The organism is Burkholderia sp. NLJ2 (assembly GCF_049487195.1).
In the GTDB taxonomy this organism is placed as follows: Bacteria; Pseudomonadota; Gammaproteobacteria; order Burkholderiales; family Burkholderiaceae; genus Burkholderia; species Burkholderia pyrrocinia.
Map to the genome: position 1 here is coordinate 982,100 of NZ_CP137809.1, position 22,544 is coordinate 1,004,643.

The following is a 22,544-nucleotide window of genomic DNA, read 5'->3' on the forward strand; positions in this document are numbered from 1 at the left end:
CTTCGGCATGCACCGCGCGGTGCCTGGCTCGTCGCTCCGCCGACACATGCACGCCCGAAGCCCGATCGGCTTCAGAACGGGACCAGCTCCAGGAAGTGGCTACTGGACCAGACGGATTCGTTGCTGACGACCTCGATCGAGGCGTGGGGAATCATGGGATCCAATTCGAGTTGCAAGGCCAGTCGGCTGCCCGTCGCCGGCACGCCTTGCTCCAGCACGACGACGCCCCTGTTCGGATGCAAGCTGGCTTTGCCGGCCTGCTCCGACGGTTGCTGGCCGGCATGTTCCACGCTGCCCAATGCAACGGACCTGCCATCCAGATTCGCGTCGCCGGCCACCACTGAAAGCACACCCCGCGAACCAAGCCGGAACGCGCTCTGATCCAGCGCATCGCCGCGCAGGAAAATCGCCATGCGCACCGGGGCCTTGCAAACAACGTTCACGGAAACCAGGTGTTTTCCCAACGAATGCCCCTGGGCCGATGCGGGCTGCCCCAGAATGGTCTGCCGGTACTGAGCGCCGTAGTCCAGCTGCGCAGGCACGGCGTGCACCTGACAATTGTCCGCCGCCATCGCGACGCTGCTCAGGCTCATACCCACGCACATCGTCCACGCGCACCGGCGGGCAAGCTTCAGTTGTCGCAACATATCGTCTCTCAAGGCTTGCGGTCTCATTGAAGTGCGCAACGGGCATCGACACTTTCGAACAGAGTGCCGGGGCGAGCCCGCTCGGGCAGCACGTACTCCAATAAGCACTGCCTGCCGTCCGGCAAAGCCACCGTCAGCGCATCGCTCCCGGCGCCGTTATTGAGGAATACCTGCCCCCGCTCGAGCACTGTGCCGACATACTGCTGGCGGCCATCCAGCACATAGGCGCCGGAGGGCAGCGGATTGCCCTCGGAGTCACGAGCGTTGAGCAGCACCCGACGCACGCGGGTGAGCTCGAAGTCGATCCGGTTCACCGACCCGCGCCCGGGGTCGACCTGCTGGAAGCCGTTGCCGATGTCGACGTTGCGCGGCAAGGTGCCGGTCATCACCTCCACACGATTGCTGCTGTACGGGGAGAGCCGAGGCACCACGGCATGCCCCCAGCGGTCGGTCCATACCGGCCCCTGCGGCGTGTTGATCTTCACGTTCGATACGCCCGATGCCGACACGATGCCGAACGTGTCCTGCACCGGATAGGGCGAAAGCGTCACCCCGTTTGCGTGCACCACCACGCCGCCCGAAGCCCCGCCGTAATACGAGCGGGCACGCTTGCCGGTATCGGAAAACCCCAGGTTGACTTGAGCAACGCGCGACGTCGCTGCCGCTTGACCCGACACGGCATTGCTCCGGTCGCGCGTGTTGCGCTCCGCATTCAGCGAGTAATTCAGGCGATCGCCAATCCGCTCGTTGTAGTTGGCACCAAAGCGCGTATAGCCGCTCGTGTTGCTTGCATAGGTACGGACGCTGCGCTTGCCGAACGGGATGCTCAGTGACACGTAATAGGTGTTGTCGGGCCTGTCGTAGGCTCTGCTGCCGTAATACCGAGCCTCCCGGCGGGGGCTGAGGTCGCGCTCCACGTTTAGCGACACGGTGCCGAAGGCGAAGCTCTTTCCCCAGGAGAAGTTCAGCCGCTGGGTGCGCTCCCCGTTCTGCTGGTTGGAGAATGCGTAGCCGAACGTCAAACCGCCCAGCCTGGAATCGGACCAGGCCACGGCCGCGGTATGCCGGCTCCGGAAGCGCGACGCAGCAAACCTGGGCTGGCCGGCATCCACGGTGAAGTCGTCCAGCGTGCGGTAGCCGTTGCTCTGGTACGCACTGCTGAAACTCATGGTCAGGTTCTCGTGCAGGCCGCCGAAAATGCCCGAGACCTCGATCTGCGTGCCCGACTTCCTCGCCTGCAGCGATGCGCGCTGCTGCAGCTTGACGCTGCTCGACCGCGACACGCGCATATCCACGCCCCAACTGGCGGCCTGGTATCCGGGAGCGAACAGTGCGGCGGCACCGACGTTGCCGCGCCTGCCCAGCGTCCAGTTGCCGCTCGCGCTCGCCACCCACGGGTTACGGGCCTTGTTGCCGTCGAGATTGCGACTCTTGCCGAACGCGAAAGCATAGCCCGGCCGCTGCCCCAGCGTCCCCGCACTGATCGAAGCTGCGGGCACGATAAAGCTGCGCCGCGCGCCGTCGGATTCGATGACGGTCACCTCGAGGTCGCTGCTGTTGTTGAGCAGCGGCAGGTCGGTGAGTGCGAAAGGGCCGACCGGCACGACGGTGGTATAGATCAACCCGCCCGCCTGGCGCACCTCGACGCGCGCCTGCGATTGCGCCACACCCTCGACCATGACGACGTTGCGCTCCTGCTTGCCCAGCGCCGCATCGGGAAACACCTGGATGCCGGTCAACGGCGCGCCGGTCAGCACCGAGTTGGCGATGTTGATCTGTCCGCCCTGCACCGTCGCGCCCCATCGCAGCCAGGTTCGCTGGCCGTAGGCGTAGAGGTGTCGGCTTTGGAACCCTGAGTGATCCTGATTTTGCGAGTAGGCGCGGCTACGCAGGATCCAGTCGCCGGCGTTCACGCCGAGTTCGGAATTGAGCGACAGGAAGTTGGAGCCCGGCATGCCGCTCGCCTCGCTGCGCATGGCCATCAGCTCGTAGTTGAGCAGCGCCGCGTTGCCGCCCCGGCTGTAGCCGGAGAAGTCCGCCACCGCACGACGCAACGCCGTGGTCGGCACGACCAGACGCACTTCTTCCCGCCCCGGCTTGAGCGTCACGTCCGTGCCGGGGAAAGCCCGCGCGAAGTCGTAGCAGGTGCCGGCCTCGGAATCGCCATCTATTGCGTACTTCGCGTCGGGCACCACCAGCCCGGCCGCATTCAGAAATGCGCGGTCGAAGCACAGCGCACCTTCCTCGTCGAAGCGCGTATTGATCCGCCCTCGCCGAATATCGTTGACGTAGACAACAACGCGGCTTCGGCCAGGCCGATAACGAGGCGCAGAGCGAAAATAGTCGGCGATCTGCGGATCGAGCCCGCGCTGCTGCAGGATGCTCGTGTCGAAGGCGGCATCGGCGGCGGCCGAATCGACTGCGGTTTGTGCAGCCGTTGTTTGCGCGGCGGGTTCCGCGTCAGGCGCCGCGACCGCCTGCGCGTGCGCACGTGGCGGATAGGCGCCAGCCAACAGCATCAACAGCGACGCGGCCGTCCCGTTGCGATACACCTTCGATTCACGTTGGCGCCGCACTCGGCGCGTGGCACGGTCGAGCCGCATTACGGTTGCGTCGCGGCGTTGACGAGCGGGGCGTCGTAGGAGTCGACCTCGTAGCCGTAGATCGTCGCGGGCGACAGTTTGACCCCGGTTGCCCGCGCACCCGCCCCCTGCGGCAACGAGACTTCCACAGTGCTTTCGGGTAGCACATAAGTCTTGCCCAGATCCACGGCGGTCTTGTCCGGCAGGAGTTGCACGCCTTGCCCCAGACGCACCACATACGGACTGTCGTTGCGCACGCGCAGCTTGCCGTCCGCCACCGACCACTGCAGCAGCGTCCACGGCGACGTGTGCTTCGCGAGCGTGGCGGGATTCACGATCAGCGGCAGGTTCTGGCGGATTGTCATGCTGATGCGCGCCTTGCCGTCCGGGCCCTTCGGCGGAATGCCCTCGAACGTCACGCGCTTGAGCCGCTGCACCCGCAGCGGCGCCGGGCTTTGCAGCAGAAAACGCACCAGCTGCGTGTCCTGGCCTTCCACCCGGCTCACCGGCGGCACGGCCACGACCAGCAATTCCTGGTCTTCCGGCGTATTCTGGATGGACGTATGCAGCAGCAGCGGAATCGACTCCGTGTTCTTCACGTTCATCGTGGTTTCGCCGTCCGCTTCGTTCAGGATCACCACGGAAGATTCGGGAAGGACGCCGGAAGCCTGAGCAATGACGGCCGGCACGCTCAGGCATACCGGTAGTCCGGTCGTCAGGATAGCCCTCATTAGAACGCGTCGGCGCGACGCAAAATATTGGGGTTGAGAAAGAGATTCTGACGGGCAACGCAGTAAGCAGCTCAGCATATTTAGGAATCCAACTTTATTGAATTTGACGGATGGTTATGTGCGTTGTGCTCGGGATTTCAGAAAATCCGATGGGGGGCGGAATCGATCGCTGCGCCGGCCGGACGGCCGACTCCAGCTGACTATCCGGCGACGCCCCGGGATGGAGCGATGCTAGGCTATCGGTGCGACCACGGCCGGAGCAATCAGGCGCCCCGTCGCAGCCCTGATTCAATCTTTCTGGATCGGAAAGTTAGAGTGACATGCACACGCTACAGGTACCCGAGTTCCAAGGTCATGGAACCGTCGAGTTCCATCCCGTCAATGAATCCGACGTCTTTTCTGAGAGCAATAGCGATATTGATCCCCAACGTGCTCGTCAGTGCCTTGAACGCCACAGGCTCCTTCTGCCACGCCTCCGGCAGCGGCGGCCCATCCACGCCCCACGAAATGGTAGTGCAGGGTGCCATGGTGTCCCCATTCCCGGGGTCGTACCAACCGACAGAGTAAGTGGGCTTAATCACGAAGGCATCCCTTCCATCGGCCATTGACGGAGTCTCGTTGATGCGAATGAAGTAGAAGCCGATGGTGGGATTTCCCAGGCCGAAACCGTGCCAATCGTAATAGCCGGGGTGCGCCGTACCTTCGCGATTATCCGTCGCGGTAACGCTCACCTTAGTCGGGTGCGGGCAGTTAATCATCAACGACATCTCACGCCCCTCGTACACCCTGAGCTCACCGGGGGGAGAAAGCTGATTGCGCGTCAGACTGCCCAGGTCGACGACGCCGCCGTTGCCCAGCGCTATGCTGCAAGCACCGTCCGATCGGATTTGACCGTTGACGCTGAGGTCGGCAGCCTGGGATGGAACGGCGCTTGCCATCGTGAAAGCGAGCACCGCCGGAGCAATCACGTGCCTCATCATCTGCATGATTCAGACTCTTTGAAATGGGGTGACTAAGTACTCGCGGGCGTTACAGATACACGAGTTCCAACGTCGCGGAACCGTCGATTTCGAGCTCGTCGGTGAACGCGATGTCGTCCCTGAATTTGACCTCAGCCCGTAACGTGTCCTTTAGTATCTTGAACGCCAGCGGCTCATCCAGCTCTTCCGCCCCCCACAAAGCCCACGAAGTGATCCCGCCGGATTTCCAGCTCCAGCTGGGTTCAGTCACGCCGTTGATGTCATCAGCAGCCAAACCCCAAGCCCCTCCTTGGCTGCGGTAAATCGTCACGACGCGCCTCCCATCGGCCTCGCGGCCCGCCGAATTGGAACGAATAAAGTAGGAGCCGATGGCAGGATTGCCCATACCGAACCCAGAATAGCCAGAGGGCTGCGTACCGTCGCGATTGTCGATCAAGTTAACCCCAACCTTGGTTGGGTGCTGGCAGTTAATCGTCAAGGGTATCTCGCTAAGGTCAACGTGAAAATCCTTGCGCGATAGATTGCCCAAGTTGATGACACCGCCATTGCCCAGCGCCATGCTGCAAGCGCCGCCTGATCGGATATGACCGTTGACACTGAGGTCGGCAGCCAACGTCACGCCCGCACTCGACAACGTGCAGGCCAGAACGGAAAGTACACACCACTGCTTCAAGCTCATCTGAATATCTCACTCATTCTGGACGGCACAGGCAAACGGATGTCGCGACAGCACACACGCTGACTGATGCTCCGATCCAATGTCGTGAAGCCCCTAACCGGATGTCGGCCTATCGAAATTCACTTCAAATCGGGACGGCGCGCATAACGTAGACTGTTCGAATCCCCCTGCTTGCCCGGCTCGACAACGCGATCAACCGACGCTCGGCCCGACGCGCCCACCAACGCCCAGCGACTTGACAGTCGCCGCCAAGCAACAGGCCGGCGAACAACAGCAATGCGGACTCGTTGAAATGGGGGAACCCAGCGACACGCGTGCGCTACAGATATACGAGTTCCAATGTCGCGGAACCATCGATCTCCATTTCGTCGGTAAACGGGATGTCTCGCCTCAAAGTGACCGTGATGCTCAATGTGTTCGTCAGCGTCTTGAACGCCACTGGCTCCGTCTGCGACCCATCCACGTCCCACGAAAGGATCTTGCTGCCGCTCCAGACGTAGTTCGTCCCCTTATCGTCCCAAGTAATTCCGCCTTGACCGCTTCTCCAAATCCAAAAGGCCTTTCCTCCATCTGCCTGGGGACGATCGAGGCTAGAAATGACATAGCTGCCGATTGCAGGATTGCCTAGGCCGAAATGCTGATCTCCAAAAACAGCTTCCGATGGCGGCACCGTACCTTTTCGATTGTCGATCACGCCGATGCCGACCTTGGTCGGGTGCTGGCAGTCAATCCTCAACGACATGTAGCGATTCAACACGTATCTCTCGAGGACATTCTTTCTCGAGAGACTGCCTAGGTCGACAACGCCGCTGTTGCCCAACGCCATGTTGCAAGCGCTGCTCGATTCGATATGCCCGTTGACGCTGAGGTCGGCCGCCGACGTCACGCCCACGCTCGACAAGGTGCTGGCCAGCACGAAAACAACACACCACTGCTTCAAGCTCATACGCATATATCTCTCATTCTGAACGGCATGGACTAATGCATATCGCGTCAGCACGCGCGCCGACGGATGCTCAGCTTCAATGTCATGAAGCCCCGAGCCGGAATGTCCGCCAATTGCACGGCCCTTCATGTCGTGACGATGCACGTAGCGTCGGCGATCCGATTTCTCATCGCTGACTCTTTGAAGTGGATGGATCCAATGCCGTGCGCTACAGGTACACGAGTTCCAAGGTCGCGGAGCCGTCAAGTGCGATCTCATCCTGGAAATCCAGTTCGGGCGTGTGGATATACACATCTACTTGCAGCGCAGCTGTGAACGTTCTGAACGCGACAGGAAAGCGAGGGAAGGCATGATCAGGGTCGCCCCTCGAAGTGAGAGGAGATCCAGAATGGGAATCGTTGGCTAACCCGCCGCCTCTACCGTGGCTCCAACTACTACCGTCATCCCAACTCGTAAGGGTGATCGGCTGTTTTCCATCGAGACCGCCCTTTTTGTCATCCCCGCGAATGGTGTAACTGCCGATATTCGGAGTGCCCAACCCGAGCCAGCCGCCGTAGAAGCTCGAGCCTTCTCGATTATCGACCACCTTGATTGCAACCTTGGTTGGAGACGCGCAGTTGACCGCCAACGACATATCGCGATCTGCGCCCGCATGCTTGTCTAGGGTCTGGCGCGACAGCTCACCCAGGTCGATGACACCGGCATTGCTCAACGTCAGACTGCAGGAGCCAACGGGCTTGATTTGGCCTTTCACACTCAGGTCAGCGGCGGACGCATCGCTGACTACGACGCCCATGGCGCCCGAAAGTAAGGCGAGGGCAAGCAGAGGCTTGAAATTCACAGATTCTCCATTGATGTCGAGTAGGGCATATACATTAGGGAGGGCGTCAGCCGTCGCAGCCGTCCAACGCTTCGGCCAACTTCGATCGCCTTTTTTACAGATAGGTCAGTTCGACGGTCGCGGAACCGTCCAGCTCGACACCGCCATTGGAAAGATCCAGCTCCGACAGCTTGTTGATCGTCGGGGTGACGGTCAGATCGGCCGAGATGGTCTTGTATGCCCCGGGCGCCGTGCTGCCCGATTCCGAGAACGATTTACGCGCCGAGCCGTTCGCCATTAATCCTGTGCCGTCGAGCGCCCACGCGTCGGAGCCAGCGGGCGCCGCCAGGACGTCCAGCGCGTTGCTGTCGCCGACAGCTTTACTCAGTGCCAGCGTGTAATAACCTGCCTTCTCCTTGCTCAGGCCGAACTCATAGTCGTCGCCCTTGCCGCCGACGGCCGCACCCGAGCGATTGTCCCGCACGTTCAACGCGACCTTGGCGGCCGCGTTGCATGAGATAGCCACGTTCTGCGTCTTGGCGTCGAGTGTCGTCGTGGCATCCTGGCTGAGTTTGTCCGACGCGATGGTGCCGAAATCATAGACGCCGCCGTTGCCAATCGTGAATTGGCACGCGTCGGGCACGATCTTGCCAGTGACCTTGATTTCCGCAGTTTGTGCCTGCGCCTGACCGGCAACAACCAATGCACCAACAACCAGCCCCAGTCCTGCTAGTTTCTTCTTCATCGCCTTGCTCCAATAACAAATGAACCGAAAAATGATGGCGTGCACCAAGCGTGCTGCTACCAGAAAGCCCATTGCGCCACCACGTCGACAAGTTTGCCGACCCTGTGCCCGTTCAGGCTATTCGGAAGATTCTGTTTTTCGCCGAGAACTATCTGACCGGCCACTCAGCGCATTCGCCCTCAATCCGCATTCAAGTATCGTTAGCGGCAAAGTCGCCCGAACGACCGCTCGGTGCCCCGCATAGCGCCTAGCAGGCTGTTGAAATTGAATACGGTGTAAACGGGCCCTGAGGGCGGTGCGTTAGAGATATCGTGTTCATGAACTTGGGCAGACGAGAGCGATGCGCGGAATGGACGAGATGCAAGAACCGCTGTTCACGACGGTGAAGCTGGAAGACTTCGTGCCGGCCGATCACCCGTTGCGGCCGCTTCGGCTGCTGGTCAATCAAGCGCTGAAGCGACTCAATGGGCTGTTCAGCACGATCTACGCGGACAGCGGCCGAGCATCGATTGCGCCCGAGAAACTGCTGCGTGCGCTGCTGTTGCAAGTGTTTTACTCGGTGCGCAGCGAGCGCATGCTGATGGAACAGATGCGCTACAACCTGCTGTTCCGCTGGTTCGTCGGCCTCGCGATCGAAGATGCCGTCTGGGATCACTCGGTGTTCTCGAAGAACCGCGATCGTCTGCTCGAGCATGAAGTGGTCGAAGCGTTCTTTACCGAAGTCATGAGCCTGGCCGACAAGCAAGGGCTGCTGTCCAGAGAACACTTTTCGGTCGATGGCACGCTGATTCAGGCGTGGGCCAGCCACAAGAGCTTCCGGCCCAAGGATGGCTCGGACGATCCGCCGGCCGGCGGTGGCCGCAATGTCGACACCGACTGGAAGGGCAAGCGGCGCAGCAACGACACGCATGAATCGAGTACCGATTCGGACGCGCGGCTGTTTAGGAAGAGCAAAGGCACGCCGTCCATCCTGTGTTACCAGGGGCACATCCTGATGGAGAACCGATCGGGCTTGGTGGTCGGCGCAGTGGTCAGCCACGCTGACGGTTTCGGCGAACGAGCGAGTGCGTTGCGCCTGCTCGATTGCGTACCGGGTCGTCACGCCAAGACGCTCGGGGCCGATAAGGGTTACGACATGCGTGACTTTGTCCGGGATTGCCGAGCGCGCAAAGTGACGCCACACGTTGCGCGCAACGACGCGCATCAAGGTGGCAGCGCGATTGACGGCCGCACCTCGCGGCACGTCGGTTATGGCATCAGCCAAGTGATTCGCAAACGCATCGAGGAGCACTTCGGTTGGGGCAAGACCGTCGGCAGGATTCGACAGACCGCGTATCGCGGCATCAAACGAGTCGACCAGCACTTCAAGCTGACGATGCTGGCGAGTAACCTGACTCGAATGGCCCGAATACTGGCAGCGGTGCCGCAGGGAGCGATGCGATGAGCCGCCCGAGCGCGGCCATTGCGTGGCAACGCACCAGCTGGCCCGCTCGCCAGCGGGGCATCCGGCACGATACGTCTGCAACTCAGCGGCCAATCGCATACGAAACCTTTCTAAATAGCACCCCGGTCGTCAAAACGAGGCGCTTTTCAACAGCCTGCTAGGGGAGAACTGGTGCCGATTCGGCAATGGCATCAACCGAAAACCAACGGGGCTGCAAGGCTATGGATGGCACGTTCGGCCAAATGAGATCGATTGGGAGTAGAGGGGACCGTGAATCCTCGTATCGTGGTCGTGGATGACCATCCGCTGATTCGAATGGCCGTGCGAGCGGTTTTGGAGCGTGACGGCTATGAAGTCGTCGCAGAATGCCAAACGGGGGTGGACGGCGTTCAGGCCGTTCGCACGCTTAAGCCCGATCTGGTGATCCTGGATCTGGTCATTCCCGATCTGGACGGGTTCTCGGTCATGGAGCGCCTGCGCGGCGCCAAGCTCGCCTCCAGCATCCTGGTGCTCACCTCCGGCGACACGCGCAACTATGCGATGCGTTGTCTGCAAGCCGGCGCGTCCGGATTTGTCTGCAAGGACGGCGGGCTGAATGAAGTATCCGAAGCCGTAAAGGCCGTGCTTGCCGGCTATTCGTACTTCCCGCGAATAGTCACCGATATGCTTCGCGAAAACTTGCACGAGGTTTCGACGTACGACGGCAAAAGCCCTGCCGCAGAGCTCGATGGGCTCACCGATCGCGAAATGACGATCCTCGGTCTGTTGGTCAAGGGAATGAATAACCAGGAAATCGGGCGTACGTTGATGCTCAGTCACAAGACAGTGAGTACCTATAAGGTACGTCTTATGAGCAAACTCAATGCCCCGAATATGGTCGAGCTTGTGAAGGTCGCGCAGCGCAATGGCATAGCGATGTCATAGCCGCTTTCGTGCCGGTCGATTGGCCGACACGCGCGTGAAGGTGATCGAAGGCTGATTTGCACACGGGCTGCTCGCGCCGATCGACGCGCATGCGCTGATGTACCTGGCGATCCGCCGCATGAAAAACGGGCGACGGGTAATGCGCAGAGGTTGTCTGCGCGATACCCGTCGCCCGCGTCGCAGCGTGCGTACTTCGCGTTACACAATACGCTCGATCGCGATGGCCGTCGCCTCGCCGCCGCCGATGCACAGCGATGCGATGCCGCGTTTCAGGCCATACGTTTCGAGCGCGGCCAGCAGCGTCACCATCACGCGCGCACCCGATGCGCCGATCGGATGCCCGAGCGCGCACGCGCCGCCGTGCACGTTGACCTTCTCGTGCGGCAGGTCGAGATCGCGCATCGCAGCCATCGGCACCACCGCGAACGCTTCGTTGATCTCGAACAGATCGACATCGCGCAGGTTCCAGCCGGTTTTCTCCGACAGCTTGCGCAGCGCGCCGATCGGCGCGGTCGCGAACAGGCCCGGCTTGTCCGCGTAAGTCGAATGTCCGACGATCACAGCTTTCGGCGTGAGGCCCAGGCGTTCCGCTTCCGAGCGGCGCATCATCACGAGCGCCGCAGCACCGTCCGAGATCGACGACGCGTTCGCGGCCGTCACCGTGCCGCCGTCGCGGAATGCCGGCTTCAGCGTCGGGATCTTGTCGAGCTTCGCCTTGCCCGGCTGCTCGTCGATCGACACGACGGTTTCGGTCTTGCCGGCCTTCACGGTCACCGGTGCGATCTCCGACACGAAATGCCCTTCAGCGATCGCGCGTTGCGCGCGCGTCAGCGACGCGATCGCAAACGCATCCTGTGCCTCGCGCGTGAACTGGTAGGTCTGCGCGCAATCCTCCGCGAACGTGCCCATCAGGCGACCCTTTTCATACGCGTCCTCGAGCCCGTCGAGGAACATGTGATCGAGCACCTGGCCGTGGCCCATCCGCATCCCCGCGCGCGCTTTCGGCAGCAGGTACGGCGCATTCGTCATGCTTTCCATCCCGCCGGCGACGGCCACGCCCGCCGAACCTGCCAGCAGCAGGTCGTGCGCGAACATCGCGGCCTTCATCCCGGAGCCGCACATCTTGTTGACCGTGGTCGCGCCTGCCGAAAGCGGCAGCCCGGCCTTCAGCGCGGCCTGCCGCGCCGGCGCCTGGCCCTGCCCGGCCGGCAGCACGCAGCCGAACACGATTTCATCGATGCGCTCCGCCGGCACGTTCGCGCGCTCGAGCGCCGCGCGAATCGCTACCGCGCCCAACTCGCTCGCGCTGGCCGCCGCCAGGTCGCCCTGAAAACCACCCATCGGCGTGCGCGCCGTGCCAACGATTACGATCGGATCCTGAGTCGTCATGATTCGCTTCCTCCAGTGTCAGCGCGGTGCCATGCGCAACGCGCCATCGAGACGGATGACTTCGCCGTTCAGCATCGTGTTCTCGGCGATGTGGCGCACCAGCGCCGCAAATTCTTCCGGGCGGCCGAGCCGCGGCGGGAACGGCACGCTCTTGCCGAGCGCGTCCTGCACGTCCTGTGGCATGCCGGCCATCATCGGCGTCGCGAAGATGCCGGGCGCAACCGTCACGACACGAATGCCGAACCGCGCGAGTTCGCGCGCGATCGGCAGCGTCATGCCGGCCACGCCGCTCTTCGACGCCGCATACGCGGCCTGCCCGATCTGCCCGTCGAACGCCGCGACCGACGCGGTGTTGACGATCACGCCACGTTCGCCTTCCGCGTCGGCATCCTGCTTCGACATCGCTTCGGCGGCCAGCCGGATCATGTTGAACGTGCCGACGAGATTGATCGACACCGCGCGCGCGAAGCGCTCCAGCGAGTGCGGACCGTCGCGGCCGACGACCTTCTCGCCCGGCGCGACGCCCGCGCAGTTGACGAGCGCGTCGATGCGGCCGAACGCGTCGCGCGCGGCGGCCACGGCCGCCTGCCCGTCGGCTTCGCTCGTCACGTCGGTCTTCACGAAGCGCGCGGCCGCGCCGAGCTCGTGCGCGAGGCTTGCGCCGGCATCGTCATTGACGTCCAGCAGCACGGCCTTGCCGCCTTCCGCGACGACCATGCGCGCCACTGCGGCGCCAAGGCCCGAACCGGCGCCCGTAATCAGAAAAACGCGATCCTTGATATTCATTCGCAGTCCGTATTCAGGGTTGAGCGGCCTTCTCGGCTTCCATCTTGCGCAACACGAAGCGCTGGATCTTGCCGCTCGGGGTTTTCGGCAGCGCGTCGACGAAGTCGATCGCGCGAGGATAGGCGTGGGCGGACAGCCGCCGCTTCACGTGCAGGCTCAGCTCCTCGGCCAGCGCCGGCGTGCCGTCGAAGCCCTTCGACAGTACGACGAACGCCTTCACGATCTCCGTGCGCTCCGGATCGGGCACGCCGATCACGGCGGCTTCGCTGACGGCCGGATGCTCGATCAGCGCGCTTTCCACGTCGAACGGGCCGATCCGGTAGCCGGACGACGTGATCACGTCGTCTGCGCGGCCGATGAAGCTCACGGTGCCGTCCGGCTCCAGTTCGACGTTGTCGCCGGTCCGGTAGTAGCCGCCCGCGATCGCCGGCGTGTCCTGCTGCCAGTAGCCGTGGAACCACAGCAGCGGCGAGCGCGCGATGTCGATCGCGAGGTTGCCGGGCTCGCCAGGGCCGAGCTCGCGGCTCGCTTCGTCGAGCACCGCGACGCGATAGCCGGGCATCGCGAGGCCGGCCGAACCGGCGTGCACGACGTGTGCGAGGCCGTGATGATTGTTCACGACCATCCCGAGTTCGGTCTGGCCGTAGTGATCGTAGATCGGTGCATTGAGCGCCGCGTCGAACCAGCGCACGACTTCCGGATTCAGCGGCTCGCCCGCGCTGCTGACGACGCGCAGCGTGCCCTTCGCGCGCACCGCCGCTTCCGTACCTGCTGCCATAAGCATCCGGTACGCGGTCGGCGAGCCGGCGAGGCTCGTGATGCCGAGCCGTTCGATCACGTCGTACGTGCTGTCGACCGTGAAGCCGCCCTCGTAGAGCGTCGTCGCGTGGCCGAGCAGCAGCGGGCCCGTGATCGCGTAATAGAGGCCGTACGCCCAGCCCGGATCGGCGATATTCCAGAACCGGTCGCCTTCGCGCAGGTCGACCGCGTCGCGCATGTACGCGCCGAACGCGAGCAGCGCGCGCAGCGGCACCGGCACGCCCTTCGGCAGGCCCGTCGTGCCCGACGTCGACATCATCATGAACAGGTCCGTGCCCTTGCGCAGCACCGGTTCGAACGTGTCGGGCTGGGCGTCGAGCGCCACGCGGAAATCGATGTCGCGTTCCGGCAGCGCGTCGCCCGGCTCGCGCACCGTCGCGACCGGCGGGCAACCGGCGATCTCGTCGAGCTTGGCGCGATTCGCGACATTGGTCACGACCAGGCGCGCGTCGCTCATCCGCAGACGGTGCTCGATCGCCTTCGGGCCGAACGCGGTAAACAGCGGCTGATAGACAGCGCCCGCGCGCCACGTGCCGAGGATCGTCGCGACGAGCTCGGGCGTGCGCGGCAACAGGCCGGCCACCACGTCGCCCGGCTGCACGCCCTGCGCGACCAGCAGGTTCGCCACGCGTGCCGACAGCGCCTGCATCTGCGCGAACGTGAAGCGGCGGTGCTGCCCGCCGGCGTCGATCCAGTCGAGCGCGATCGCGTCCGCTGATGCGTGCCGGTCGCAGCATTCGACGCACGCGTTCAGGCCACGCTCCAGGTCGCCATGCAGATGCGCGGCGGCGGTCTCGATACTGAACCGGGCCACGGCGTCGGCGTAGGCCGGCACCGCCCGGGCGGTTGCTCCATCAGGCATGCGTGTCTCCTGTTCGTTATGACCGCCGGCGAGCCTAGGCGCGACGGGGGATACATCGATAGTAGACAGCCGGCACATTGCAATCAATGACAAACAGAATCTAGAATCGTGATCGCTTTTGCCATGTCGGGAGGACGCAGGAAAATGGGGCCGCAGATGATTTCGCCGGATTTCGTCGACGACGCGCTCGCGTGCCTGCGCCGGCAACGCATCGCGACGGAGCCCGTGCTGCGCGCCGCCGGCCTGCCGGCCGCCGTGCGCGAGCCCGTCACGCCGCAACAGTACGGCCGCCTGTGGCTCGCGATCGCCGGCACGATCGACGACGAATTCTTCGGGCTCGCCGCACGCCCGATGCGGCAAGGCAGCTTCACGCTGCTGTGCCATGCGGTACTGCACGCCGGCACGCTCGACAAGGCGCTGCGGCGGGCGCTGCAGTTTCTGCGCGTGGTGCTCGACGAGCCGCACGGCGAGCTCGTCGTGGCCGACGGACAGGCGCAGATCGTGCTGACGCAGTCAGGCGCGCCGTACCCGGCATTCGCGTACCGGACGTTCTGGCTGATCGTGCTCGGCGTCGCGTGCTGGCTGACCGGCCGGCGCATCCCGCTGCAACGCATCGATTTCGCGTGCCCGAGCCCCGACCAGCGCAGCGACTATCACCAGTTCTTCGGCGTGCCCGTGCATTTCGATCGCCCCGACAGCCGGCTCGCATTCAACGCCGCGTACCTCGCGCTGCCGACGATCCGCTCCGCGCAGGCGCTGAAGACCTTCCTGCGCGGCGCGCCCGGCAACCTGCTGGTCCGCTACCGGCACGACACGGGTTGGGTCGCGAAGACGCGCGCGCACCTGAAGGCGCTGCCGGCCGCCGAGTGGCCCGACTTCGATTCGCTGGCTGTGCGCCTCGGCACGACGCCCGCGACGCTGCGACGCCGTCTGCGCAGCGAAGGGCAAAGCTTCGCGGCGATCAAGGACGAGCTGCGCGGCGCACTGGCCCAATCGCTGTTGCGCGGGCACGCGCTCAGCGTCGCGGAGATCGCGGCCGAACTCGGCTTCACCGAGCCTAGCGCGTTTCATCGCGCGTTCCGGAAATGGACGGGCACGAGCCCCGGCGCGTTTCGGCGCGACGTGCATGCGGCGAATCCGGAATCTTGAAGCGCGCGCCGATGATCCGGGGCATACGCAGCGGATGCGGAGATCCCGTCGCGCGACGCTGATACGATGCAAAGCTTCGGCTGCGGTCCGTGACCGATGCATGACGGCAGACGGCCAACAAACCACACCCGTTCCCGCTCCGCTGCACGCAACCGTCTTTTCCGACACTGAACTGGCCGACCTGCGCGCGCACGGCATCGTGCTGTTTGCGGATCGCGTGATCTTCGACGCGCAGCCGCCGATGCCGGCCGACCAGATCGCAGCCGTGCAGGCCTGCTGTCACGACGAGCTCCCGCCGTCGTTGCTCGAACTGTGGAGCACACGACGGCCGGCGACAGCCTCGACTACGACCTGACGCTCGAGATGAACGGTCTTGTCGAAGGGATCAGTTGGGGCGAACTGTTCTACAACGGCAGCAACGGCTACCGCGACCTGCAGGGCTGGATCGACCACGAACTCGAACTGGCCGAGGAATCCACCGAAGAAGATTCGCGCCCCTGGAACGGCCAGATCGACGCGTTGCCGTTCGGTGGATTCGAGTATTGCGACCGGATCTACGTCGTCACGGAACACGTTGCGTGCTGCAACAGGTCACAATCGATGAGCGAAACCACAAATCTTCAAAGATGATGCGAGGTCCCGATATGGATGCAATCCGTACAGTCATCGAACCCTACGAAACCGCGCTTCGGGCTGCGATGCTGGCCAACGATGTCGACGCGCTCGATGCGTTGCTGGACGACGATCTGGTGTTCACCGTCCCGACCGGCCAAGTCATCTCGAAGGAAGACGATCTGTCCACGCATCGCGCGAAGCTTCTGCGCCTCGACAGACTCGATTTCCACGAAACGCGGGCATGCTCGGTTGGCGAGATGATCCTGACCACGACGAAGGCGACACTTGTCGGCCGTTTCGATGGCGCGGCATTCGACGGCACGTTTGCCTATACGCGCCTGTGGCGTCGATCGGGTGCGGACTGGCGCGTCGTCGCCGGGCATGCGTCGCAGGTCATGTAACCGCGCAAAGCGTGCGTTTTTGATCTGATGGGTGAGGGGGAAGAATGCGATATGACGCACCGTGGCGTTGTGCTCGAGAGAACCGAAGCGACCGACGGTTGCGAGTGAAGTTGCAGCGGATCAGTGGCCGGGTGTTTGATCGGCCCGACTGTCGACCTGATGATGCCTTCGGCACCCCGGCTCCGAGCGCGCTGCCCGTTGCCCGGCCAACCTGCATGTTGTCCGCGCCAATGCAAAAACCCCCGCCTTTCGGGCGGGGGTTCCTGGCTTAGGGAGCCTGACGATTACCTACTTTCACACGGGAATCCGCACTATCATCGGCGTAGAGTCGTTTCACGGTCCTGTTCGGGATGGGAAGGGGTGGGACCGACTCGCTATGGTCATCAGGCAAAGAGGGTTGTCGCGCTGCTTCGCAACGCGACCAATCGGGAAGAAGCAGTAATTTTGGGTTGTGAGCTGTATCTCACACGTACGCGGTTGCTCAACCGTCGTACGTCGAGTGCCTCGCACTCGACGCTCGATATCCGTAAAGCGCTGAAGCGCTAACGGCTATCGAGACAGACTTGTTATAGGATCAAGCCTTACGGGCAATTAGTATCAGTTAGCTGAACGCATTACTGCGCTTACACACCTGACCTATCAACGTCCTGGTCTCGAACGACCCTTCAAGGGGATCTAGTCCCCAGGGATATCTCATCTTAAGGCGAGTTTCCCGCTTAGATGCTTTCAGCGGTTATCTCTTCCGAACATAGCTACCCGGCGATGCCACTGGCGTGACAACCGGTACACCAGAGGTTCGTCCACTCCGGTCCTCTCGTACTAGGAGCAGCCCCCTTCAAATATCCAACGCCCACGGCAGATAGGGACCAAACTGTCTCACGACGTTTTAAACCCAGCTCACGTACCTCTTTAAATGGCGAACAGCCATACCCTTGGGACCGGCTACAGCCCCAGGATGAGATGAGCCGACATCGAGGTGCCAAACACCGCCGTCGATATGAACTCTTGGGCGGTATCAGCCTGTTATCCCCAGAGTACCTTTTATCCGTTGAGCGATGGCCCTTCCATACAGAACCACCGGATCACTATGACCTGCTTTCGCACCTGCTCGACTTGTCGGTCTCGCAGTTAAGCACGCTTATGCCATTGCACTATCAGCACGATTTCCGACCGTACCTAGCGTACCTTCGTACTCCTCCGTTACGCTTTGGGAGGAGACCGCCCCAGTCAAACTGCCTACCATGCACTGTCCCCGACCCGGATCACGGGCCAAGGTTAGAACCTCAAACAAACCAGGGTGGTATTTCAAGGACGGCTCCACCGAAACTAGCGTTCCGGTTTCATAGCCTCCCACCTATCCTACACAGATCGGTTCAAAGTCCAATGCAAAGCTACAGTAAAGGTTCATGGGGTCTTTCCGTCTAGCCGCGGGTAGATTGCATCATCACAAACACTTCAACTTCGCTGAGTCTCGGGAGGAGACAGTGTGGCCATCGTTACGCCATTCGTGCAGGTCGGAACTTACCCGACAAGGAATTTCGCTACCTTAGGACCGTTATAGTTACGGCCGCCGTTTACCGGGACTTCAATCAAGAGCTTGCACCCCATCATTTAATCTTCCGGCACCGGGCAGGCGTCACACCCTATACGTCCACTTTCGTGTTTGCAGAGTGCTGTGTTTTTATTAAACAGTCGCAGCCACCAGTTTATTGCAACCCCTTCACCCTTTGCCCGCAGGGGCATCAAGCTACAAGGGCGTACCTTATCCCGAAGTTACGGTACCAATTTGCCGAGTTCCTTCTCCCGAGTTCTCTCAAGCGCCTTAGAATACTCATCTCGCCCACCTGTGTCGGTTTGCGGTACGGTCATCGTTAGACTGAAGCTTAGAGGCTTTTCTTGGAACCACTTCCAATTGCTTCGCTCCCTAAGGAGCTCGCGCCACACCCTTGAATTCCGCGCCCGGATTTGCCTAAGCGCCTTCTCCAATGCAGCGACCGGGACTTCCAACACCCGGACAACCTTCCGCGATCCGTCCCCCCATCGCATCTAACAATGGTGCAGGAATATTGACCTGCTTCCCATCAGCTACGCATTTCTGCCTCGCCTTAGGGGCCGACTCACCCTACGCCGATGAACGTTGCGTAGGAAACCTTGGGCTTACGGCGAGGGGGCCTTTCACCCCCTTTATCGCTACTCATGTCAGCATTCGCACTTCCGATACCTCCAGCACGCTTTTCAACGCACCTTCGCAGGCTTACGGAACGCTCTCCTACCATGCGTGCAAAGCACGCATCCGCAGCTTCGGTATATAGCTTAGCCCCGTTACATCTTCCGCGCAGGACGACTCGATCAGTGAGCTATTACGCTTTCTTTAAAGGGTGGCTGCTTCTAAGCCAACCTCCTGACTGTTTTAGCCTTCCCACTTCGTTTCCCACTTAGCTATATTTGGGGACCTTAGCTGGCGGTCTGGGTTGTTTCCCTCTTGACACCGGACGTTAGCACCCGATGTCTGTCTCCCGTGATTGCACTCTTCGGTATTCGGAGTTTGCTATGGCGGGGTAATCCGCAATGGACCCCCCAACCATGACAGTGCTCTACCCCCGAAGGTGAGACACGAGGCACTACCTAAATAGTTTTCGGAGAGAACCAGCTATTTCCAAGTTTGTTTAGCCTTTCACCCCTATCCACAGCTCATCCCCTAACTTTTCAACGTTAGTGGGTTCGGACCTCCAGTACGTGTTACCGCACCTTCATCCTGGCCATGGATAGATCACTTGGTTTCGGGTCTACGCCCAGCAACTGAACGCCCTATTCGGACTCGCTTTCGCTACGCCTGCCCTATACGGTTAAGCTTGCTACTGAACGTAAGTCGCTGACCCATTATACAAAAGGTACGCCGTCACCCCTTACGAGGCTCCGACTGTTTGTATGCATGCGGTTTCAGGATCTATTTCACTCCCCTCCCGGGGTTCTTTTCGCCTTTCCCTCACGGTACTGGTTCACTATCGGTCGATCACGAGTATTTAGCCTTGGAGGATGGTCCCCCCATCTTCAGACAGGATTTCACGTGTCCCGCCCTACTTGTCGCACACCTAGTTCTTTCATACTGTTTTCGCCTACAGGGCTATCACCTGCTATGGCCGCACTTTCCAGAGCGTTCGGCTAACAATACAAATAAAGAGTGCAAGGCTCATCCCATTTCGCTCGCCACTACTTTGGGAATCTCGGTTGATTTCTTTTCCTGCGGTTACTTAGATGTTTCAGTTCACCGCGTTCGCTTCACTAGACCTATGTATTCAGTCTAGGATGACCCAAAAGGGCCGGGTTTCCCCATTCGGACATCTACGGATCAAAGCTCGTTTGCCAGCTCCCCGTAGCTTTTCGCAGGCTACCGCGTCCTTCATCGCCTGTGATCGCCAAGGCATCCACCACATGCACTTGTTCGCTTGACCCTATAACGAGTCTGTCTCTCCGACAGTCGTTACAGGTTGAGTTTTCGCGTTGTGCCGTATTCCAATTGATGTCGGTCCGGCGTTAGCGCTTTAGCGCTTACGCTGGCCCCACTCCCGAAGGGAGTAGACCCGAATCATCTTGAGATACATCGATACAATCACAACCCGGATAACTTCCACGTCCATCTCGAGACGCTTCCGCTATCCAAATTACTTACTTCTTCCAGATTGTTAAAGAACGACAGCCGATACAACCTACGTATCACTCTGACTGGCTCAATCGCCAATGCAAAATTCTCGGTTCAGTGTCTGAACCAAGCCCTTAGCGTTGGTGATTGGTGGAGGCAGACGGGATCGAACCGACGACCCCCTGCTTGCAAAGCAGGTGCTCTCCCAGCTGAGCTATGCCCCCATGAGTACAGATTCCTCAGGTACCTACCATCAGACAAGACATTGGTGGGTCTGGTTGGATTCGAACCAACGACCCCCGCCTTATCAAGACGGTGCTCTAACCGACTGAGCTACAGACCCCTGAGTCTGTCTTTAATTTACAGCCGATAAGCGTGAGCGCTCAACTTTGCGAGAAGCTCTGGAAAGGAGGTGATCCAGCCGCACCTTCCGATACGGCTACCTTGTTACGACTTCACCCCAGTCATGAATCCTACCGTGGTGACCGTCCTCCTTGCGGTTAGACTAGCCACTTCTGGTAAAACCCACTCCCATGGTGTGACGGGCGGTGTGTACAAGACCCGGGAACGTATTCACCGCGGCATGCTGATCCGCGATTACTAGCGATTCCAGCTTCATGCACTCGAGTTGCAGAGTGCAATCCGGACTACGATCGGTTTTCTGGGATTAGCTCCCCCTCGCGGGTTGGCAACCCTCTGTTCCGACCATTGTATGACGTGTGAAGCCCTACCCATAAGGGCCATGAGGACTTGACGTCATCCCCACCTTCCTCCGGTTTGTCACCGGCAGTCTCCTTAGAGTGCTCTTGCGTAGCAACTAAGGACAAGGGTTGCGCTCGTTGCGGGACTTAACCCAACATCTCACGACACGAGCTGACGACAGCCATGCAGCACCTGTGTATCGGTTCTCTTTCGAGCACTCCCGCCTCTCAGCAGGATTCCGACCATGTCAAGGGTAGGTAAGGTTTTTCGCGTTGCATCGAATTAATCCACATCATCCACCGCTTGTGCGGGTCCCCGTCAATTCCTTTGAGTTTTAATCTTGCGACCGTACTCCCCAGGCGGTCAACTTCACGCGTTAGCTACGTTACTAAGGAAATGAATCCCCAACAACTAGTTGACATCGTTTAGGGCGTGGACTACCAGGGTATCTAATCCTGTTTGCTCCCCACGCTTTCGTGCATGAGCGTCAGTATTGGCCCAGGGGGCTGCCTTCGCCATCGGTATTCCTCCACATCTCTACGCATTTCACTGCTACACGTGGAATTCTACCCCCCTCTGCCATACTCTAGCCTGCCAGTCACCAATGCAGTTCCCAGGTTGAGCCCGGGGATTTCACATCGGTCTTAGCAAACCGCCTGCGCACGCTTTACGCCCAGTAATTCCGATTAACGCTCGCACCCTACGTATTACCGCGGCTGCTGGCACGTAGTTAGCCGGTGCTTATTCTTCCGGTACCGTCATCCCCCGGCTGTATTAGAACCAAGGATTTCTTTCCGGACAAAAGTGCTTTACAACCCGAAGGCCTTCTTCACACACGCGGCATTGCTGGATCAGGCTTTCGCCCATTGTCCAAAATTCCCCACTGCTGCCTCCCGTAGGAGTCTGGGCCGTGTCTCAGTCCCAGTGTGGCTGGTCGTCCTCTCAGACCAGCTACTGATCGTCGCCTTGGTAGGCCTTTACCCCACCAACTAGCTAATCAGCCATCGGCCAACCCTATAGCGCGAGGCCCGAAGGTCCCCCGCTTTCATCCGTAGATCGTATGCGGTATTAATCCGGCTTTCGCCGGGCTATCCCCCACTACAGGACATGTTCCGATGTATTACTCACCCGTTCGCCACTCGCCACCAGGTGCAAGCACCCGTGCTGCCGTTCGACTTGCATGTGTAAGGCATGCCGCCAGCGTTCAATCTGAGCCAGGATCAAACTCTTCAGTTTAAACCTGTTACTGTTTTCGGTTCGGTTAAGAACCGGTCGCTCACTCAAAGCTGACAGGAATATGAATTGCTTCATAAACCTGACTTACTTTAGTGTGAGACTCTTGATACTTTCGCTTTCTGATCCGAAGATCAGCTCGCTGCCATCAAGCGCCCACACTTATCGGCTGTTAATTTTTAAAGAGCATTTCTGCAAGAAACCTGAAGTTTCTCAGCAGCGCTGCGTTTTCAGCAGCAGAGAAGTGAAATTATGAACCGTGTTTCGCAGATCGTCAACAACTTTTTAACTGCTTCGTTGCGACTGCGGGGTTCTTCTTCCTTCGCCAGCCGTGCGCGGCAACCTGCTGCACACCACCGACTTCGCTTCCCCTCTCCCGCGCCGCGTTTCCGTTAGCGCGAAAGAGGCGTGATTCTATGCACCCGCCTCCATCTCCGCAAGCCCCTTTGT

Annotated in this window: 17 protein-coding genes, 2 tRNA genes and 3 rRNA genes; 6 read left to right on the forward strand and 16 right to left on the reverse strand. The window is 60.8% G+C overall.

The genetic code is table 11. The features are described from left to right. Window positions 1-71: 71 nt before the first annotated feature. From R9B84_RS21030 to R9B84_RS21065, 8 genes are all read right to left on the reverse strand, one after another. On the reverse strand, window positions 72-593 hold the full coding sequence (locus tag R9B84_RS21030) for a hypothetical protein (RefSeq protein WP_423760277.1): 522 nt from the start codon (window positions 591-593) through the stop codon (window positions 72-74). Between the two features lie 77 nt (window positions 594-670). Beyond that, a complete protein-coding gene (locus tag R9B84_RS21035; RefSeq protein ID WP_423760278.1) occupies window positions 671-3,250 on the reverse strand; it encodes a fimbria/pilus outer membrane usher protein in 2,580 nt (859 codons plus the stop codon). Next, window positions 3,250-3,960 (reverse strand): fimbria/pilus chaperone family protein, encoded by a 711-nt coding sequence (locus tag R9B84_RS21040; protein ID WP_423760279.1) that lies wholly within the window; start codon window positions 3,958-3,960, stop codon window positions 3,250-3,252. Before R9B84_RS21040 ends, R9B84_RS21035 begins: the two co-directional genes overlap by 1 nt. Window positions 3,961-4,289: 329 nt before the next feature. After that, entirely contained in the window at window positions 4,290-4,946 is a 657-nt protein-coding gene (locus R9B84_RS21045; protein ID WP_423760280.1) for a DUF1120 domain-containing protein, read from the reverse strand. A 43-nt stretch (window positions 4,947-4,989) separates the two neighbouring features. Next, window positions 4,990-5,619, reverse strand: a complete 630-nt coding sequence (locus R9B84_RS21050) for a DUF1120 domain-containing protein (RefSeq protein ID WP_423760281.1) — start codon at window positions 5,617-5,619, stop codon at window positions 4,990-4,992. Between the two features lie 319 nt (window positions 5,620-5,938). Further along, window positions 5,939-6,694 carry a DUF1120 domain-containing protein gene (locus tag R9B84_RS21055; RefSeq protein WP_423760282.1) on the reverse strand — a complete coding sequence of 252 codons (756 nt, stop codon included), beginning with the start codon at window positions 6,692-6,694 and terminating at the stop codon, window positions 5,939-5,941. A 79-nt stretch (window positions 6,695-6,773) separates the two neighbouring features. Further along, complete coding sequence (locus tag R9B84_RS21060; RefSeq protein WP_423760283.1) at window positions 6,774-7,406, reverse strand: DUF1120 domain-containing protein; 633 nt, start codon at window positions 7,404-7,406, stop codon at window positions 6,774-6,776. Between the two features lie 94 nt (window positions 7,407-7,500). Further along, window positions 7,501-8,130 carry a DUF1120 domain-containing protein gene (locus tag R9B84_RS21065; RefSeq protein WP_423760284.1) on the reverse strand — a complete coding sequence of 210 codons (630 nt, stop codon included), beginning with the start codon at window positions 8,128-8,130 and terminating at the stop codon, window positions 7,501-7,503. Between the two features lie 349 nt (window positions 8,131-8,479). On the opposite strand from R9B84_RS21065, the gene R9B84_RS21070 reads away from it, so the two are divergent. Further along, window positions 8,480-9,574 carry an IS5-like element ISButh5 family transposase gene (locus R9B84_RS21070; protein WP_423759388.1) on the forward strand — a complete coding sequence of 365 codons (1,095 nt, stop codon included), beginning with the start codon at window positions 8,480-8,482 and terminating at the stop codon, window positions 9,572-9,574. A 270-nt stretch (window positions 9,575-9,844) separates the two neighbouring features. Beyond that, window positions 9,845-10,498, forward strand: coding sequence for a response regulator (locus R9B84_RS21075; RefSeq protein ID WP_423760285.1), 654 nt, complete (start codon window positions 9,845-9,847; stop codon window positions 10,496-10,498). Between the two features lie 198 nt (window positions 10,499-10,696). Here the strand turns inward: R9B84_RS21075 and R9B84_RS21080 are convergent, their stop codons facing one another. The 3 genes from R9B84_RS21080 to R9B84_RS21090 are packed head-to-tail and all read right to left on the reverse strand — an operon-like array spanning window position 10,697 to window position 14,354. Continuing rightward, window positions 10,697-11,887 carry an acetyl-CoA C-acetyltransferase gene (locus R9B84_RS21080; RefSeq protein WP_423760286.1) on the reverse strand — a complete coding sequence of 397 codons (1,191 nt, stop codon included), beginning with the start codon at window positions 11,885-11,887 and terminating at the stop codon, window positions 10,697-10,699. An 18-nt stretch (window positions 11,888-11,905) separates the two neighbouring features. Next, window positions 11,906-12,673 (reverse strand): 3-hydroxyacyl-CoA dehydrogenase, encoded by a 768-nt coding sequence (locus tag R9B84_RS21085; protein ID WP_423760287.1) that lies wholly within the window; start codon window positions 12,671-12,673, stop codon window positions 11,906-11,908. A 13-nt stretch (window positions 12,674-12,686) separates the two neighbouring features. Then, window positions 12,687-14,354, reverse strand: coding sequence for an acyl-CoA synthetase (locus R9B84_RS21090; protein ID WP_423760288.1), 1,668 nt, complete (start codon window positions 14,352-14,354; stop codon window positions 12,687-12,689). A gap of 144 nt (window positions 14,355-14,498) precedes the next feature. Between R9B84_RS21090 and R9B84_RS21095 the strand changes: the two genes are divergently transcribed. The 4 genes from R9B84_RS21095 (at window position 14,499) to R9B84_RS21110 (ending at window position 16,519) form a co-directional block, all read left to right on the forward strand. After that, on the forward strand, window positions 14,499-15,503 hold the full coding sequence (locus R9B84_RS21095; RefSeq protein ID WP_423760289.1) for an AraC family transcriptional regulator: 1,005 nt from the start codon (window positions 14,499-14,501) through the stop codon (window positions 15,501-15,503). 100 nt (window positions 15,504-15,603) lie between these two features. Then, window positions 15,604-15,858 (forward strand): hypothetical protein, encoded by a 255-nt coding sequence (locus R9B84_RS21100; RefSeq protein ID WP_423760290.1) that lies wholly within the window; start codon window positions 15,604-15,606, stop codon window positions 15,856-15,858. Continuing rightward, window positions 15,816-16,133: a hypothetical protein gene (locus R9B84_RS21105; protein ID WP_423760291.1), complete on the forward strand. Its 318-nt coding sequence runs from the start codon at window positions 15,816-15,818 to the stop codon at window positions 16,131-16,133. Before R9B84_RS21100 ends, R9B84_RS21105 begins: the two co-directional genes overlap by 43 nt. A gap of 14 nt (window positions 16,134-16,147) precedes the next feature. Next, a complete protein-coding gene (locus R9B84_RS21110; protein ID WP_423761013.1) occupies window positions 16,148-16,519 on the forward strand; it encodes a nuclear transport factor 2 family protein in 372 nt (123 codons plus the stop codon). A gap of 275 nt (window positions 16,520-16,794) precedes the next feature. Here the strand turns inward: R9B84_RS21110 and rrf are convergent. From rrf to R9B84_RS21135, 5 genes are all read right to left on the reverse strand, one after another. Next, a 5S ribosomal RNA gene (rrf, locus tag R9B84_RS21115) occupies window positions 16,795-16,907 on the reverse strand. 182 nt (window positions 16,908-17,089) lie between these two features. Further along, window positions 17,090-19,971, reverse strand: a 23S ribosomal RNA gene (locus tag R9B84_RS21120). Between the two features lie 336 nt (window positions 19,972-20,307). Beyond that, window positions 20,308-20,383 (reverse strand) — tRNA-Ala (locus tag R9B84_RS21125). A 42-nt stretch (window positions 20,384-20,425) separates the two neighbouring features. Further along, a tRNA-Ile gene (locus R9B84_RS21130) sits at window positions 20,426-20,502 on the reverse strand. 62 nt (window positions 20,503-20,564) lie between these two features. Next, window positions 20,565-22,097 (reverse strand): 16S ribosomal RNA (locus R9B84_RS21135). The 16S, 23S and 5S rRNA genes sit together here with 2 tRNA genes alongside, the layout of an rRNA operon. Window positions 22,098-22,544 lie beyond the last annotated feature (447 nt).